Annotated in this window: 19 protein-coding genes; 13 read left to right on the forward strand and 6 right to left on the reverse strand. The window is 54.9% G+C overall.

From position 1 onward, the window contains the following. Window positions 1–21: 21 nt before the first annotated feature. The 9 genes from fliJ (at window position 22) to fliR (ending at window position 5761) form a co-directional block, all read left to right on the forward strand. Entirely contained in the window at window positions 22–453 is a 432-nt protein-coding gene (gene fliJ / locus AB1287_RS00340; protein ID WP_435616666.1) for a flagellar export protein FliJ, read from the forward strand. Beyond that, complete coding sequence (locus tag AB1287_RS00345; protein ID WP_435616575.1) at window positions 450–1532, forward strand: flagellar hook-length control protein FliK; 1083 nt, start codon at window positions 450–452, stop codon at window positions 1530–1532. Before fliJ ends, AB1287_RS00345 begins: the two co-directional genes overlap by 4 nt. A 130-nt stretch (window positions 1533–1662) precedes the next feature. Continuing rightward, window positions 1663–2169, forward strand: a complete 507-nt coding sequence (locus tag AB1287_RS00350) for a flagellar basal body-associated protein FliL (protein ID WP_435616576.1) — start codon at window positions 1663–1665, stop codon at window positions 2167–2169. A 5-nt stretch (window positions 2170–2174) separates the two neighbouring features. Then, window positions 2175–3167, forward strand: coding sequence for a flagellar motor switch protein FliM (gene fliM, locus AB1287_RS00355; protein ID WP_435616577.1), 993 nt, complete (start codon window positions 2175–2177; stop codon window positions 3165–3167). 7 nt (window positions 3168–3174) lie between these two features. After that, a complete protein-coding gene (gene fliN / locus AB1287_RS00360) occupies window positions 3175–3558 on the forward strand; it encodes a flagellar motor switch protein FliN (protein ID WP_435616578.1) in 384 nt (127 codons plus the stop codon). Then, on the forward strand, window positions 3558–3959 hold the full coding sequence (fliO, locus tag AB1287_RS00365; RefSeq protein WP_436799809.1) for a flagellar biosynthetic protein FliO: 402 nt from the start codon (window positions 3558–3560) through the stop codon (window positions 3957–3959). Before fliN ends, fliO begins: the two co-directional genes overlap by 1 nt. Next, on the forward strand, window positions 3956–4702 hold the full coding sequence (gene fliP / locus AB1287_RS00370) for a flagellar type III secretion system pore protein FliP (protein WP_435616580.1): 747 nt from the start codon (window positions 3956–3958) through the stop codon (window positions 4700–4702). The genes fliO and fliP overlap by 4 nt, the downstream gene beginning before the upstream one ends. Before the next feature lie 10 nt (window positions 4703–4712). Next, window positions 4713–4982 carry a flagellar biosynthesis protein FliQ gene (gene fliQ, locus AB1287_RS00375; protein WP_435616581.1) on the forward strand — a complete coding sequence of 90 codons (270 nt, stop codon included), beginning with the start codon at window positions 4713–4715 and terminating at the stop codon, window positions 4980–4982. After that, entirely contained in the window at window positions 4982–5761 is a 780-nt protein-coding gene (gene fliR / locus AB1287_RS00380; protein ID WP_435616582.1) for a flagellar biosynthetic protein FliR, read from the forward strand. The genes fliQ and fliR overlap by 1 nt, the downstream gene beginning before the upstream one ends. Window positions 5762–6066: 305 nt before the next feature. Here fliR and AB1287_RS00385 read toward each other — a convergent pair whose 3' ends face one another. Both AB1287_RS00385 and AB1287_RS00390 read right to left on the reverse strand, forming a co-directional pair. Then, a complete protein-coding gene (locus tag AB1287_RS00385) occupies window positions 6067–6591 on the reverse strand; it encodes a hypothetical protein (protein ID WP_435616583.1) in 525 nt (174 codons plus the stop codon). Further along, window positions 6557–7384, reverse strand: coding sequence for a transcriptional regulator (locus AB1287_RS00390; RefSeq protein ID WP_435616584.1), 828 nt, complete (start codon window positions 7382–7384; stop codon window positions 6557–6559). Before AB1287_RS00390 ends, AB1287_RS00385 begins: the two co-directional genes overlap by 35 nt. A gap of 734 nt (window positions 7385–8118) precedes the next feature. Here AB1287_RS00390 and AB1287_RS00395 point away from each other — a divergent pair. Continuing rightward, window positions 8119–9300 (forward strand): methyl-accepting chemotaxis protein, encoded by a 1182-nt coding sequence (locus AB1287_RS00395; RefSeq protein ID WP_435616585.1) that lies wholly within the window; start codon window positions 8119–8121, stop codon window positions 9298–9300. A gap of 221 nt (window positions 9301–9521) precedes the next feature. Here the strand turns inward: AB1287_RS00395 and AB1287_RS00400 are convergent, their stop codons facing one another. Continuing rightward, window positions 9522–10058 (reverse strand): flagellin, encoded by a 537-nt coding sequence (locus AB1287_RS00400; RefSeq protein ID WP_435616586.1) that lies wholly within the window; start codon window positions 10056–10058, stop codon window positions 9522–9524. A gap of 266 nt (window positions 10059–10324) precedes the next feature. Next, complete coding sequence (locus AB1287_RS00405; RefSeq protein ID WP_435616587.1) at window positions 10325–11842, reverse strand: flagellin; 1518 nt, start codon at window positions 11840–11842, stop codon at window positions 10325–10327. A gap of 300 nt (window positions 11843–12142) precedes the next feature. On the opposite strand from AB1287_RS00405, the gene fliD reads away from it, so the two are divergent. From fliD to fliT, 3 genes are read left to right on the forward strand one after another with little or no spacing between them, the layout of a single operon-like run. Further along, a complete protein-coding gene (gene fliD / locus AB1287_RS00410; protein WP_435616588.1) occupies window positions 12143–13597 on the forward strand; it encodes a flagellar filament capping protein FliD in 1455 nt (484 codons plus the stop codon). A 43-nt stretch (window positions 13598–13640) separates the two neighbouring features. Beyond that, on the forward strand, window positions 13641–14045 hold the full coding sequence (gene fliS / locus AB1287_RS00415) for a flagellar export chaperone FliS (protein WP_435616589.1): 405 nt from the start codon (window positions 13641–13643) through the stop codon (window positions 14043–14045). Continuing rightward, window positions 14038–14358 (forward strand): flagellar protein FliT, encoded by a 321-nt coding sequence (gene fliT, locus AB1287_RS00420; RefSeq protein ID WP_435616590.1) that lies wholly within the window; start codon window positions 14038–14040, stop codon window positions 14356–14358. Before fliS ends, fliT begins: the two co-directional genes overlap by 8 nt. Before the next feature lie 178 nt (window positions 14359–14536). On the opposite strand, the gene AB1287_RS00425 is transcribed toward fliT, so the two are convergent. Both AB1287_RS00425 and flgM read right to left on the reverse strand, forming a co-directional pair. Continuing rightward, entirely contained in the window at window positions 14537–14980 is a 444-nt protein-coding gene (locus tag AB1287_RS00425) for a flagella synthesis protein FlgN (RefSeq protein ID WP_435616591.1), read from the reverse strand. A 20-nt stretch (window positions 14981–15000) separates the two neighbouring features. After that, a complete protein-coding gene (gene flgM / locus AB1287_RS00430) occupies window positions 15001–15297 on the reverse strand; it encodes a flagellar biosynthesis anti-sigma factor FlgM (protein WP_435616592.1) in 297 nt (98 codons plus the stop codon). Window positions 15298–15371: the final 74 nt, after the last annotated feature.

Genomic DNA, 15371 nt, shown 5'->3' on the forward strand with positions numbered 1-15371 from the left:
CCAATGAAGGTCAAAAACCCGATGGTGATGCTGCGCGAAATGGCGGAAGAAAAGCTGACGGAAACCACCCGGACGCTTGGCACCGTGCAGCAAAGTTTGCAGGACGCGGTTGCCCAGCACCAACAGTTGCAGCACTACGAGCGTGAGTACCAGCAGTCGCTGCGTCAGGGCATGATGAGCCGTGGCATGTCGGTGGCGGACCTGGTCAATCACCAGTCCTTTATCGTGTCACTCAATCAGGTGGTGAAGCAGCACGAAGGTCACGTCAACAGCTGTGAAAAAGCGGTGGATCGGGCGAAAGCGAGCTGGATCTCAGACAAGCAGCGCCTGAATGCCTTCGAAACCCTGATTGTTCGCCGCGAGACGGCCCAGGCGCGGGTGGAAAGCCGCCACGAACAGAAACTGATGGACGAGTTCGCCCAGCGTGCCGGACAAAAAAGAGAGAGATTATGAACCTAGACCTGACCCGGCTGTTGTCCGGCGGCAAGGACGCACTGCCGCTGAACGGCGAGCTGACCAGTGCGCTGAGCATGGAAGACTTCGGCCTCAAGCTTGACGAAAAGCTGGCGGAGATCGGATTAGCGACCCTGCCCTTTGCCGCCGAACTGTTGGCGCAACTGCCGCAGCTGCCGCAGCTGCCCGCCCAGGCGCTGGATGCAGCGCCTGACGCCGACGGTGAAATCAGCCTTGAGGGCATCAGCCTGACGGAAGCGGCGCTCCCGGAAGACGTGCTGGCGGCGCTGGTTGCGGAAAGCGGTGAGGAGACGCCGCAGTGGCAGCTCCAGCAGCTGGTACTGCGAAATGCGACCGGCAAGAGCGACGCGGTTCGCCCTGACGTTGCGAACCCCGGTGTTCGCCCGAGCGCGGCGGATGTCATGTCAGCGGTGGCCGGTAAAATGGCGAAAGAAGATAAACCGCTGCCCGCCACAACGGCTCGCACTGAAACTACCCCGGTGGTGGTTCCGGCCAGCGCCCCGGTAATGAACGGAGTTGAAATGCCGGACTCTGCGCCCGCGCAGACGGTCAGCGTCAGTCCGCTGACGCTACCGACGGTTGCCCGTCCGGTGACCCACGCCGCGCCGCTGCCGGTGGCGACGGTCAGCTATCCGCCGGAAGCGCCAGAATGGAAACCTGCGGTCAGCCAGCAGATTGTGATGTTCGCCCGCAACGGCGTCCAGAACGCGGAAATCCGCCTGAATCCTGAGGAACTGGGGTCGCTGCACATTACGCTGCGACTGCGTCAGGATCAGGCCCAGGTCCACGTTGTCAGCGAACATGCGCAGGTTCGCCACGTCATGGAGCAGGCGCTGCCGCAGCTGCGCTCGGCGATGGCGGACTCCGGTATCCAGCTGGGGCAGGCGAGCGTGGGCGCGGATAATCCGTATGCCAGCGCGGACGGGCAAGGCGAGCAGGGCGCGGGAGATCAACAGGCTCAGCAAACTGACGATGAAAAGGTGTCTGATGAGCAAATTGTTCCGCAGCTGTTAACGACTACACCGGGTAATGTTTACGGAATTAATACCTTTGCCTGATGTGCTGAATTAGCGACAGGAATGAAATTTTATCCCCTGATTATGCAGCTCATTAAATGGACTACAATACCCGCCTATTAAATCGGGAGGGCCGATAGTGGCCCTCTCTTATTACAGAGTTTAACTGTCGATGAGTAACAAAAATAAAAAGGCCGCCTCCGGTGGAGGGTCGCGCTCGCTTCTGACAACCCTGATGTTTCTGATTGCCGTCACCGCTTGTGGATTTGCCGGTTATATGTTCTGGGAGCTGAAATTTGCCCAGCCTGCCGTCGCCGCGAAGGAAGAGTCGCAGGAGGCGAAGCCCGCGCCGGTTAACGTCGAGCCGCTCTATTTCTCTCTGAGCTCGTTCACCGTCAGCCTGAAGCCGACGGCCAATGAATCTGACCGGGTGCTGTATCTGGGTATTTCGGTACGCCTGACGGACCGTGACTCGTTATCCATTCTGGAAAAATATTTACCGGAATACCGCAGTCGTCTTTTTATGCTGCTGACGCATCAAACCTACGAAGTCTTATCGACCGATGAGGGCAAAACTCAGCTCATTGCCAGTATTAAGAATGAACTGAGTAAACCGCTGACGCATAACCAGGCGGTACAGCCCACCGACGTTTTAATTAATGAATTTATTCTGCGGTAAATATTATGGCTGACAGCTTCTTATCACAGGATGAGATCGACCGCCTGCTCAATGCCGATAATGAGAGCAGCGACGATCGCCACGGCGGCAGTGCGGATGGAGGGATCAAACCCTACGATCCGCATACCCAGCGCCGGGTGATCCGCGAACGTCTTCATTCGCTGGAAATTATTAACGAACGTTTTGCCCGCCAGTTTCGGATGGGGCTGTTTAACCTTCTTCGCCGTAGCCCGGATATCACGGCGGGTAATATTAAAATTCAACCGTATCACGAGTTTGCCCGTAATTTACCGGTGCCAACCAACCTGAACTTGCTGCACCTGAATCCGCTGCGCGGCACCTCGCTGATGGCATTTTCGCCGGGGCTGGTGTTCATGGCGGTGGATAACCTGTTTGGCGGCGACGGACGTTTCCCGACCAAAGCGGACGGGCGTGAATTTACCCCGACCGAGCAGCGCGTTATTCACCGCATGCTGAGTATGGCGCGGGAAGCCTATGAGTTTGCCTGGAGCTCGATTTACAAAATCAAAACGGAATATATCCGTTCTGAAATTCAGGTGAAATTTACCAATATTACCTCGTCGCCAAACGACGTGGTGGTGACCACGCCTTTTTCGGTGGAAATTGGCTCGCATCGTGGGGAGTTCAATATCTGTATTCCCTTCAGCACCATTGAGCCGCTGCGCGAACTGCTGAGCAACCCGCCGATGGATAACTCGCGCCACGAGGATTCTCACTGGCGCGGGATGCTCGCCAGCCAGATGCGGGAAACCGAACTGGAACTGGTGGCGCGATTCGCTGATATCAGTACCCGACTTTCAAACGTGATGCGGATGAAAAAAGGTGACGTTATCGGCTTAGACAAACAGGAGTTTATTGCAGCGAGTGTCGGCGGGGTGCCGGTATTCACGGCGAAATATGGCTCTGTAAACAATCAATATGCTCTGAAGGTCGAGCAGATGATTCAACCTGCAATACACTCATTAAACAAGGAGTAATTTCCCCATGAGCGATATGAATACCTCGTCGGGCCCGGAAGAGCAGTCCATTGATAATCTTTGGGGTGATGCACTGAGCGAACAACACGCGGCGGGAATTACCGATAGCATGGCTGTCCCACAATTTTCTGAAGAGATGAACCTGATTCTGGATATTCCGGTCAAAATGACCGTGGAATTAGGCCGCACCAAAATGACGATTAAAGAGCTGCTGCGCTTAAGCCAGGGGTCCGTGGTTTCCCTCGACGGTCTGGCCGGTGAGCCGCTCGATATTCTGATCAACGGCTACTTAATTGCTCAGGGCGAAGTGGTGGTGGTGTCGGATAAATTCGGCATCCGTATTACCGATATTATTACGCCGTCCGAGCGTATGCATCGTCTGAGCCGCTAATGAACCGTACAACGCCTCTCCCTGACGTCCAGAAGACGGCCGACGCTATGGCGTCGGACTCCGTGCTGATGACGGTCATGGGCGCGCTGGCGCTGGTGGTGGTGCTGATGGTGGCGCTGGCGTGGGTTTTCCGTCGCAGCGGCCTGTCGCGCCGTCTGAACGACGGCAGCGGCGCCATGACCCTGGTCGCCAGCAAATCCCTCGGTGCGCGTGAGCGCCTGGTGCTGGTGGACGTGGGCGATCAGCGTCTGGTACTGGGCGTGACTGCCAGCCAGATAACCTGTCTCACCGCGCAGCCGCGGCCTGCCGCCGAAACGGCAACCTCCGCCGCTGCGCCGCTGACATTCCCCGCGCTGCTGGAAAAGCTGCGCCATAAATACCGCCAGGATCCAGACTCATGATTTCCCGTCGTCAACTGTGGCGCTGGCTGCTGGGCGCCGGGCTGCTGCTGCCTGCGTTCGGCGTGCTCGCCGCCAATAGCGATATCACCCTTGCCAAACCGATGGGCGAGGCGGGCTGGTCGCTGCCGGTGCAGACCCTGGTTCTGCTCAGCGGCTTTACCTTTATTCCCGGCGTACTGCTGATGATGACCGGGTTTACCCGCATCGTTATCGTGCTCGGCCTGCTGCGTAATGCGCTGGGCACGCCGACCGCGCCGCCGAACCAGGTGCTGGTCGGGCTGGCGCTGTTTCTCACCTTTTATGTGATGTCGCCAGTGTTCAGCCAGATTTATGACAAAGCCTGGCTGCCGTTGCAGGAAGACAAAATCACCATGGAAGTGGCGCTGGCGGAAGGGGTGAAACCGCTGCGCGGCTTTATGCTCGACCAGACGCGCGAAAGTGACCTCGCGATGTTCGCCCGGATTGCCAAAGCCGAGGATATCGCCGGGCCGGAAGCGGTGCCGCTGAGCATTCTGGTGCCCGCGTTCGTCACCAGCGAGCTGAAAACCGCCTTCCAGATTGGCTTCACGATTTTCATCCCGTTCCTGATTATCGATCTGGTGGTTGCCAGCATTCTGATGGCGCTGGGGATGATGATGGTACCGCCGACCACCATTGCCCTGCCGTTCAAGCTGATGCTGTTTGTGCTGGTTGATGGCTGGCAGTTGCTGATGGGCTCGCTGGCCCAAAGCTTTTACAGCTAAGGAGCGCACGATGACCCCTGAAAGCGTGATGATGATAGGTATGCAGGCGATCAAAGTTGGGCTGATGGTCGCCGGGCCGCTGCTGCTGGTCGCATTGGCGACCGGCCTGATTATCAGTATCTTGCAGGCTGCGACCCAGATTAACGAAATGACCATGACCTTCATCCCCAAGATCCTGATGATTGTCGGGGTGGCGGTGGTGCTCGGCCCGTGGATGATGAAAATCTTCATCGAATACACCCGCACGCTGCTGCTCAACATTCCCTTTGCGATCGGCTGATGGCGTTCGGTCTTCCCCTTGAGCAGTTCTATGCGCAGATAAGCCACACCTTTTTTATTATGGTGCGCATCGGCGCGCTGTTGCTGGTCGCGCCGGTGTTTAGCGAGCGCAGCGTCAGCGCGAGGCTGAGGGCCGGGCTGGCGCTGATGACCGCGCTGCTGGTGAGCGGCAGCGTGCCGGATGCCGGAGTCGGGCTCTATTCGTGGACCGGCGTATGGGTGCTGGCTAAACAGGTGGTCATTGGCGCCGCACTCGGGGTCACGCTCCAGCTGATGTTTGCCGCCGTACGCCTGGCAGGGGAAATCATCGGTATGCAGATGGGGCTGTCGTTCGCCACCTTCTTCGATCCCGGCGTGGGTAACAGCCCGGTGATTTCCCGTTTTTTGAATCTGCTGGTGACGCTGCTGTTTCTGGTTTTCAACGGCCATCTGTGGATGCTGGCGCTTATTGCTGAAACCTTTCATGCCCTGCCGATTAATGCCGCACCCCTGCACGCGGGCGGGTTTTTATATCTGGTGAGTCATGCCGGATTAATATTCAACCAGGGACTGATGCTCGGGCTGCCGATAATTGCGCTGCTGCTGTGCATTAATTTCACCCTCGGCCTGTTAAACCGTTTAACGCCTCAGCTCTCTATATTCGTGGTGGGCTTCCCTCTCACGCTCACCGTGGGAATGGTGGCGCTGTTTCTGCTGGCGCAAACTCTTGCCCCGTTCTTCGAACATTTGATGTCACGCGTTTTTGATCATTTCTCGGGCCTGGTGATGTCACTTTCCTGACGCTTTTTATGCAGCATAAGTTTGTGCAAATGGTCTGAATAATCCCCCTTACTGTAATAAGGAAATCTCCTCTGTGGCAGCCAGTCTTTCGCTGGCGTTTATTTCCAGGCCATCGGCCTGGGCCGCATGCAATGATTCCACTCCACCACCGGCCAGACGGTCACCTGTTCACCCACCGCGCATCTGGCTATCGCTATCAGCCACACTAACGATCCTGACAGCCAGCACCGGGAAGATTACGCCGGTACTCCGGGCCTGAGAGTGAACTGCCAGGTTTCCCCCGGTGCGATACCGGGGGCGTAAGGTCAGTTGATGCAGGCGAAGCGGGGCACAGTTTCAGTACCGGTCGCCAACACTTTGCCGTCAAGCAGATAGAGCGAGGTGGTGCCGGTATCGTGGTTTTTGATCTCCGGGAAAATATAGGCCCTGACATCGCTGTCACCGCTCTGATCGCCGAGACGACGATGGTGGCCGGTCACCGTCGTCGACATCACGTTGCCGGAGAAGCTGACATCGAACATCACTTCACGCTGTACCGGCGTCGGCTTGCCTGACAGCTTGCCATCCTCATATCGGGAAATGCTGCCGATAAAGGTCACGCGCCCTTTGTTGAATCCGGCGCGAAATGTGCGGTAGACGCCACGGGTCAGCACCGTATTGTTATCATCGCTAATCGAGTACAGCGACACCGGCATGACGCACTGTGATTTCATCGGCACGGAGTAAATTGAGTACGCCAGATACCCGCCAAACGCCGCGATAAAGCCGCTGAAAAACACCAGCACCCACGGTGATTTAATCAAACCGAAAATAGAACGATTCACAGTCATTGTTTGAATCCTGAAACGGTTGTTCGCAGGCGATAAGCCCCAAATGCTTCTTGATGCGGGGATCCCCGAGCGTGACGTACAACACCTGGGGAGGATTTTCATCCGTCCGCTTAATGAGCGAATGTTGCGTGTAAGCACGCAGTGTGGCTTCTATCAACTCCAGCTGGTTCTCTTTGCCCCTCGGCACCATCACCTGAGTATTGGCAGGCACGCCCGGCCCGTCCCAGCGCACAAAATTGATACGTTCCGGGGTCACGATAAACAAATAGTGCAGCAGTATCGCCACACCTAGCCCGGCGAGAATGCCGCACAGTCCGGTAATCAGGTATTTGCGCGGGTTGCTCCGTTTAACGGGAGGAGGGGGACGCCTGACAGGCTGAGACGCAGGAGGAGCACTCTGAGGATGGAGCGGTGAAGGTGAGGGGGGAGATGCGTCGGTGAGCGGCCCGGTGAGCTCAGCCGTACCGTCGTCTCGAACAATGAGCCGATAGCCGCTGCGGGTCACGGCCAGCAGGGTGACGCTGTCCTGAAGCCCGAGCGAGTTCAGGGCGCGGCGCAGTTTGTTGATCATCACGCGCACGCTATTTTCGGTCACTTCCACACCGGCGCTGCGCCAGCCGATATCCATCAGCTGTTCCTGAGACAACACTTCTCCGTGCGCATCCACCAGGGCCTGTAAGCACAGGCAGGCCGAGGCGGGCAAGGTGACGCTTTCCCCATCAAGCGTCCGGGTGAGTGTCCGGGTATGAAGATCCAGCGTCACCGACGATCCAATCGCAATGTTGTTGAGCATAGTTATTGATTCTTCTAATTAAAATATTGGGTGTTCCGTTAACGATTGATTTTATTAATGGTGGTTAGGTGTCCTTGTTAAAGAGGCGAATACGCGCCAGATTTCTATGTCTTACATCGTCTTTTTTCAAGCATCGCAAAAGGGTAGTAGCAACATTATTAAGGTTATTAATTTTTGTGGTTGAGCGTTTTGTTTACCCCTGGACGGCAGTTGGTTGCGTTAATAAAGTTAACACTGGCGATGCGCGATGTACAACGAGCCCCTTCTCCTCGTCTTTTTCGTTAAATAACCCCATGGTTATTACGATAATAACTATAGCTGACATCAACTTAGTCTGCCGGGGCAGACGCTACGCTATTTACCCATTTGGCGCGCCGCCCGCAAGCGGAGTCGCCTTCCCGATGAAAAAAAATCTTCAGCAGGCCATGGGAAATAGTCGGCACGCAGTTCACCTTGTTAATATTAATTAATAAGTACCGCTTTAATATTTAGGGTTATTCCTGAAGTGAAAAGCCGCACCAAAAAAAATAAAAAACCGCCAGAAACTATTGCACAAGGAAACAATCATATTTTCTTAAGTATGCTTGCTGTTTTTCGACCTGCTTTTTTCGCCACATCGTGGCAAAAGTGCGCGGTTATCGCCCGTTCAACGACCGCCATTCCGCGCCCCGACATAATAAAATACGCGCTGAGTGGCGGCGTGGTGCTGCCGTGGTTTTTACAGGCGTTTATTAATGTTACTCACAGTTATCGTGGTTTTCGTATGCATCCTGCTGCTGGTGGTTGTTCAGTACTATGTGATGCCGCACTTCATCAAATCCGAGGGCGACAGAATTCGTCATCAGGTGGATTCGCTGGCCACCCAGCTTCGCGAACAGCTGGATCGGGTGGAAGCGCAGCAGCGCTCCATGACCGAAAATGTTGTGACCCTTAAAAGCTATGCGCTGGATAAATCGCTGCCCGGTGGCGGGGACGTGGACGCGCAGAGCGGACAGGCACGCAACTTCTTTAATTCACTGGTAAAAGAGCTGGGTGACCGGCTCGGCGGTCGGGTGTGGATTGTTGACGTTGACGGACGCATCGTCGGTGAAGCGGCGGGGGCGGCAAGCCTGCAATCGCTGAACGACGCCGACCTGCCGATGGCGGTGCCGTTGCGCACGCTGCTGGCGCAGAGCGGGGAAGGCCTGCGCCAGACCCGCTTTCGCACCGCCAGCGGCGAGCACACGCTGATCGTCCAGCCACTGCACGACACCACGTGGCTGCTGGCGGTGGATATTCCGACCCGCCATCTGGGCGAACGCCCGACGCTGATCCTGCACAAGCCCTGGCCGCTGGCGACGCTGGTGCTGGTTTCGACATTGACCCTGCTGCGCAGTTTGAATCAGCATCTGGCCCGCCTGAATGAAGAGCTACCCTCGCAGCTGAGAAGCGAGGTTGCCGCGGTGCGCGAGAAGCAGGCGCATCTGCCGCCGCTGATGAACGAGATTGGCGAGCAGGTGCGCACCATCGCCAGCGCCGCCTGCATGATTGCGCAGAAAAACGAGCTGCTGCTTCAGCGTCCGGAAGAGAACGCTAACCGCGTGGCGATGCTGGTCGAAAGCGTGATGAGCGTGGTGCAGTCGATGCATGCGCTGCATCAGGCGGCGTTACAGATTGCCGACGGTGCAGGTGCTCTGGTTCAGCTTTCCAGCCGAGCCTACAGCTATTCATTGAATGGCGACGAAGGCGTGTTTGCGGTTGAAGCGCGCAATCTGGCGCAGCGCTGCGCCCGGTCGTCGAAGGACCTGCGTGCGCTGGTCACCGACGCGGCGATGCAGGCGCAGGACGGCAGCCCGGCAGGAGCGCAGAGTCATAATGTGTTGATTGAAGAGGTCTATACCGTGGCCAATGCGTTGACCCAGCGCAGCAACGGGTAAGCGTATTGGCACGATCGCCCGGCGGCGCAGGCTTGCCGGGCCTACAGCCCCAATCCCAATCCCAATCCCAATCCCAATCCCAAAATTGAAATTGACATTGACATTGACATTGTAGGCCCGATAAGCGTAGCGCCATCGGGCAAAAACATTGGGCACAATCCGGGCAAAAAAAAGCCCTCCGCATGGGAGGGCAAAAGGACAAGCTAAACGACAGGAAAGAATTAACGCAGCAGGCTCAGCACGTTCTGCGGCACCTGGTTTGCCTGAGACAGCACGGAGATACCGGCCTGTTGCAGGATGTTTGAACGGCTCATTGCCGACACTTCCACGGAGAAGTCAGCATCCTGAATACGGGAACGCGCTTCGGTGGTGTTAATCACGGTGGTGTTCAGGTTGGCAATGATCGAGCTGAGGCGGTTCTGAATCGACGCGCGGTCGTCGTTGGAATTAGTGCCGTTTTTCGCCTGCACGGTCAGCTCGCGGATACGCTGTAAGTTCTCGGTCACTTCTTCCAGTGCACCTTCGGTGGTCTGCGCCAGGGAGATACCGTCGTTGGCATTACGCGCCGCCTGGGTCAGGCCACGAATGGAAGAGGTGAAGCGGTTAGAGATGGCCAGACCGTCGGCATCGTCCTTCGCGCTGTTGATGCGCATACCGGAACAGAGGCGCTCGATGGCGGTGCCCAGAGAGGTCCGGGATTTGTTCAGGTTGTTCTGAGCCATCAGGCTCAGTGCGTTGGTATTGATGAGCTGGGCCATATTCATATCCTTTTAAGGTGGGAATATAACCGGACGACACTATCCGGAATACGCGAAAGGGAGTGCGCATACTGTATTTATCGGTGCTAATCGAAATGGCTAAAAAATTTCTTCGGAATTTTAATGGGGTGAATTGGTGTTATTAATGGCACTATTTTGATGGTTGTTTTTCAGGCGGCAGAAATAAAAAAGCCCTCCGGGACGAGAGGGCAAAACGGGGCACGGATGGAGGCCCCGGAAATGAGGTGGTAAAACGTTTTTTATTATTAGCGCAGCAGGGACAGCACGTTCTGCGGAACCTGGTTAGCCTGGGCCAGTACGGACACGCCTGCCTGCTGCAGGATGTTCGCGCGGCTCATGGCGGACACTTCTACGGAGAAGTCGGCGTCCTGAATACGGGAGCGCGCTTCGGTGGTGTTGATGATGTTGGTGTTCAGGTTCGCAATGATGGAGCTGAAACGGTTCTGAACGGCACCCAGGTCGGCACGGAAATCGGCAATCTGAGTGATTGCATTATCCAGTTTTGCCAGCAGGTCACCAGCGATGACACCATTCACCTCTTCCAGAATGGCTGCTTCATCCATTGCACGGGCATCAGCTGCTGTGGCGTTAGTAGCGTCGTCATCCGGGAACTCAATTTCCTGTACAACCATATTGCCACCGGCATCTTTGCCATAAGCGAAGAATTTATCAACGCCAGCATCAGTGGCTTTGAAGAGCTTCATCCCTGAAGCCGCTACATCACTGCCAAATGCTGTATTGGAAATTTCATCAAGTGCAGCGGCGTCCAGGGTAAGTGTGTTGCCATCCAGGGCCTCAATGGTATCACCGGCTTTAAGGGCTGCAATGCCCGTCAGCGCTGAAGGTCCGTTCAGCAGCATATCCTTGTCGAATTTGTCAGTGACTTCTGTAAGGTTGCCAGCAACAACGGTGGCAATCTTGGCATTGGCACCGCCATCATCTGCGAATGTCATGGCAGCAGTGTCAAGCTTATAAATCTTGCCGTCAGCATCGTTTAAAACGAAAGCTTCTTTCGTGGCCTCGTGGACCACGACTTTCATGTTAGCGTCTGTTGCACCACCACCAATAGCCGTTGCGAGCAGCGCAGCATCACCGGCATCCACCTTCCATGTTTTACCTGCTACATTTGTGCCGATTTCGGTATCGACACCAACGCCTTTTGCCACCGCTTTTTCGGTATACTGGACTGCATTTGTACCCGCGCCGTTTACCGTGATACCGATGTCTGCGAAATCAGCCATAAATGTATCCAGACCCAGCGTTTCCATGTCCAGTTTGTTCAGGGTGATATCGATGGTATCGGCATCTTTATCACCAATCTGAATAGTGATCTTATCTTTCGAACCATCAAACACCTTCACGCCGTTAAAGTTGGTGACTTCAGCCACGCGGCTAATTTCTTCCAGACGGGTACCGATTTCTTTCTTGATGGAGTCCAGGTCGCTGGCAGAGTTGGTGCCGTTTTTCGCCTGCACGGTCAGCTCGCGGATACGCTGCATGTTCTCGGTCACTTCTTCCAGTGCGCCTTCGGTGGTCTGCGCCAGGGAGATACCGTCGTTGGCATTACGCGCTGCCTGGGTCATGCCGCGGATAGAAGAGGTGAAGCGGTTAGAAATCGCCAGGCCTGCCGCATCGTCTTTTGCGCTGTTAATACGCATACCGGAAGAGAGGCGCTGAATCGCGGTGCCCAGGGAAGTCTGGGATTTGTTCAGGTTGTTCTGAGCCATCAGGCTCAATGCGTTGGTATTAATGACCTGTGCCATTTTTATATCCTTTTAGGTAATTACGACTGTATGGGATATGCGTTCGTTGATGCGCATACTTACTTCATCGGAGGGAATAAAAATGACTTAATTATTTTTTTAATTTTTTTCAATCGTGGGAAATGGCTGCAAAATTGACACTAATTATTTGGGTTGGTGCGGGGAATAGACCAATAAGACAGCATAATTGTATTCTGCAACAATTAGCATTGTTGGCAGATAAATGAAAAATTAAACTCTCTTCTCTATTGTCCGATAGGAATAGTGTCAGGCTAACCTATTTCAAAAGGAACGTTTATTATGGCTTCAACGAATTTTTTAGGCATAGGCTCCGGGCTGCCGTTTGACCAGTGGCTGGCGGATGAGCGCAAGGGGATCACGCAAAAGCTCAATCCTTATTTGCAAAAGCAGAGTAGCTATAAAGGGCAAATCTCTGCCTGGGGCTCAATTTCCAGTGCACTCAGCACGATGAAGGATAATCTTGGTAAGCTTCAGGATGAGGGATTTAACGGCGTTAGCGTGAGCGACAACAAAACCTTTAAGGCGACGGCGGGCAGTGGTGCCATTCCCAACAGCTATTCCATTGCCGTAAAAAAGCTGGCGAAGGCACACCAGCTTGGGGTTACGCATAACTCACGTGAAACACCGCTTGGTCGCAATAGTGCGACCGTAAAAATCACTATGGAGGGTAGCGATAAGCCGCTTGAGGTGAAGCTGGAACCCGCGGACACCTCCCTCAATAAGATTGCCGAAAAGATCAACGTTCAGAATGGCGATGTGGTGGCGGAAGTGGTGACGATCGATGGGAATGAGCACAAGCTGGTTTTAACCTCTAAAAAAACCGGCGAGGCCGGTGAAATGAGCATTGAGGTGACCGGCGATGCCACTGTTAAGAGTAAGCTGGAAAGTGCCAGCCTCGAAGCAGCACCGCAAGATGCGGAGATCACGCTAAACGGTAAAGATATCAAGCGCAGCTCGAACACCATCACAGATCTGATCACCGGCGTGACGCTTGAGCTGCGAGAAATCTCGGAAGAGCTGTCTGGTGGAGGATATAAAGAGGAATCCCTTACTATCACCGAAGATACCTCAAAGGTGAAAACGCTTATTGAGGAGTTTGTTAAGAACTACAACAGCTACCTCAGCACCGTCGCCAGTGCCACCAAATATACGGCCCCCGATCGCGACAGTAATTCGGATGCTATTGCTCAGCCCGATCCCACCAACGGTGCGCTGTTTAGTGATGGCTCTTTGCGTCGCCTGACAAGCGAGTTAAAAGCCACTGTTGGTGGTGACTATTCTGACGTTGATGATGTCATTAAGTCGCTGGGCAGTCTCGGTATTACCGTCACCTTCGACGGCAAAACTGGCGATGAACGTACCGGCACGCTGGGAACGCTTACCATCGATAATAAAAAGCTTGATGCCGCGCTTAAGGATAACCTTAATGCGGTCGAGGCGCTTTTCCTTGGTAAAGAGGGAAAAGAAGGTATTAAAGATCGAATGGAAGGAATATTTAAAACCTACCTCGGTGATAAAGATTCGATTCAGAAGGAGGATGGGGTAATTGAAACTACCCTGGAATCTATACGTGAACAAGAAAAGCGTATTGGCAAGCAAATCTCGGCGGTTGAAAGACGCATTGAAGAGACCATGGCGCGCAGAGAAAAAGAGTATCAACGCCTCGATAAAGTGATGAGTGAAATGAACAACATGAGCTCACAGTTGATGGGCGCGTTGGCTGGGTTAGTTTAATCTTCACAGAACCGGGCAAATGCCTGCCCGGCAGGATTTAAAGATGTATAGCAAAACGGGCAATAGCGCCTACTCCTCCGTTTCTCTCGACAGCCAGATCGCCGGGGCAACGCCCCATCAGCTGATTGTTATGCTGTTTGATGGTGCAATTAACGCCATGCGTCGGGCGGAAATCTACTTCCAGTCCGGCAATATCGCCCGTCGTGGCGAGATGATCTCCCGGGCCATTAATATTATCGATAACGGCCTGCGCGCCGGGCTTAATCATGAGATTGGCGGCAAGATTACCGAAGATCTCGAAAGCCTGTATGAGTACGTCTCGCGCAATTTGCTGGAGGCCAATATCAACAAGTCCGGCGAGAAGTTGCCGCACCTGATCTCGCTGATGGTCGATTTGTCCGAGACCTGGAAGGCTATTGAACCGAACAGGCAGGCTCAGCATGGATAACTCAGTGGTCAAAGATCTGGAGCAGCTGCTGGAGCGTAACCGCGCGCTGTACGCGCTGGTTGAACAAGAGGCCTGGGAAACCTTTACCGGTGACGTCGAGGACTACACGGTGCGCCTCAACCGGCTCTCCAGCGTCGATTTCAACGGCCTGGCAGACACCGAACGGGAAATGGCCATTCAGTGTCTGGAAACGCTGCTGATGCATGACGCTCAGCTGATGCAGTGCATTCAGGCCCGCCTGAATACCCTCAGCGGGGAGATGAGCGCCCTGCGCAAATCCCGCAGCTCGGCCCACGCCTATACCGCCGTTTAACGGTGGTTTTTTTGCCGGGCGGCACTTCGTTTGCGCGGGCCTACAACACCATCCACGCTCGCCCATAACCCGTAGGCCCGGCAAGCGCAGCGCCGCCGGGCGTTACCGCTGAACGCAGCGCAAAAAAAACTCGCCACATGGGCGAGCAAAAATGTTGAGGCAACAACGAAAGAATAGGTCAAATACTGATGTTGTACTTACGACCGGTCGGGGCGAGGTTCGATTCACCGGCCGGGCCGTACAGGGTATTCGCGTGACCCACCTGATCGACCACTTTCTGCATGTGCTGATTTTTATGCATATGATTTTGCAGCAGTGATTCCACTTTTTGATTCAGCGCGCGGGTCTCGCGCACTTTCTCACTGATTTGCTGCCAGCAGGTGGCGAGCCGGTTCTGCGCGTGATACGGCGCTTCGATGACCGAGACCTGCTCCTGCTGGCGACGCATCTCATCGTAATACTGGATGGTCGACAGCAGCTGGCTTTTATTGTCAGTCAGCACCTGTAAGGAGACCGGATTGATCTGCGCCCGGTTGAGCTGATTGACCTCTTCAATCATGATCGCCTCCAGTTCATCGAGAGACGTTTTCATCTGCGTGAGTATCGGGTACAGCTTATCCATAACTAAAAAAAGTCCTGCGGTTAGTGAAACTGAAACATATCCTGCACCAGTGCCTGGGCGATTTTTTCCGGCTCAAGCGGAAGCTCTCCGGCGGCCAGGGCGGCACGAATTTCGGCGACGCGGGCGTGATTCACATCGCCGCTGTCGTCGGTCTGGATCTGGCGCGTCAGCGCGCTTAAGGTCACCGCAGTTTTGCTTTCGTCCGCAGAAGGGCCGGACGCCGGGGTGTTCTCTTGTGTCGCCGTACGGGCGCGCATCTCGGTAGAGGAAGGGATTCCGCTAACCGGAGTGGTCGGTTGGGTGCTGTCAATGCTCATCGTGGTCCTCGCCTGTAACATCATTTTTCAACGGTCTATACACTTCTCATCGGTGCTTCACGAAAAAACTAAAA

Source organism: Scandinavium sp. UTDF21-P1B (assembly GCF_040750395.1).
Classification (GTDB): Bacteria; Pseudomonadota; Gammaproteobacteria; order Enterobacterales; family Enterobacteriaceae; genus Scandinavium.

Bases quoted from the DNA above. Each gene is read 5' to 3' on its own strand.
- AB1287_RS00390 (WP_435616584.1), bottom strand. From the start codon at position 7,384: ATGCTCAACAACATTGCGATTGGATCGTCGGTGACGCTGGATCTTCAT.
- fliQ (WP_435616581.1), top strand. From the start codon at position 4,713: ATGACCCCTGAAAGCGTGATGATGATAGGTATGCAGGCGATCAAAGTT.
- AB1287_RS00395 (WP_435616585.1), top strand. From the start codon at position 8,119: ATGTTACTCACAGTTATCGTGGTTTTCGTATGCATCCTGCTGCTGGTG.
- flgM (WP_435616592.1), bottom strand. From the start codon at position 15,297: ATGAGCATTGACAGCACCCAACCGACCACTCCGGTTAGCGGAATCCCT.
- fliR (WP_435616582.1), top strand. From the start codon at position 4,982: ATGGCGTTCGGTCTTCCCCTTGAGCAGTTCTATGCGCAGATAAGCCAC.
- fliN (WP_435616578.1), top strand. From the start codon at position 3,175: ATGAGCGATATGAATACCTCGTCGGGCCCGGAAGAGCAGTCCATTGAT.
- fliJ (WP_435616666.1), top strand. From the start codon at position 22: ATGGTGATGCTGCGCGAAATGGCGGAAGAAAAGCTGACGGAAACCACC.
- AB1287_RS00400 (WP_435616586.1), bottom strand. From the start codon at position 10,058: ATGGCCCAGCTCATCAATACCAACGCACTGAGCCTGATGGCTCAGAAC.
- fliT (WP_435616590.1), top strand. From the start codon at position 14,038: ATGGATAACTCAGTGGTCAAAGATCTGGAGCAGCTGCTGGAGCGTAAC.
- AB1287_RS00350 (WP_435616576.1), top strand. From the start codon at position 1,663: ATGAGTAACAAAAATAAAAAGGCCGCCTCCGGTGGAGGGTCGCGCTCG.
- AB1287_RS00345 (WP_435616575.1), top strand. From the start codon at position 450: ATGAACCTAGACCTGACCCGGCTGTTGTCCGGCGGCAAGGACGCACTG.
- AB1287_RS00405 (WP_435616587.1), bottom strand. From the start codon at position 11,842: ATGGCACAGGTCATTAATACCAACGCATTGAGCCTGATGGCTCAGAAC.
- AB1287_RS00385 (WP_435616583.1), bottom strand. From the start codon at position 6,591: ATGACTGTGAATCGTTCTATTTTCGGTTTGATTAAATCACCGTGGGTG.
- fliS (WP_435616589.1), top strand. From the start codon at position 13,641: ATGTATAGCAAAACGGGCAATAGCGCCTACTCCTCCGTTTCTCTCGAC.
- fliD (WP_435616588.1), top strand. From the start codon at position 12,143: ATGGCTTCAACGAATTTTTTAGGCATAGGCTCCGGGCTGCCGTTTGAC.
- fliP (WP_435616580.1), top strand. From the start codon at position 3,956: ATGATTTCCCGTCGTCAACTGTGGCGCTGGCTGCTGGGCGCCGGGCTG.
- AB1287_RS00425 (WP_435616591.1), bottom strand. From the start codon at position 14,980: ATGGATAAGCTGTACCCGATACTCACGCAGATGAAAACGTCTCTCGAT.
- fliM (WP_435616577.1), top strand. From the start codon at position 2,175: ATGGCTGACAGCTTCTTATCACAGGATGAGATCGACCGCCTGCTCAAT.
- fliO (WP_436799809.1), top strand. From the start codon at position 3,558: ATGAACCGTACAACGCCTCTCCCTGACGTCCAGAAGACGGCCGACGCT.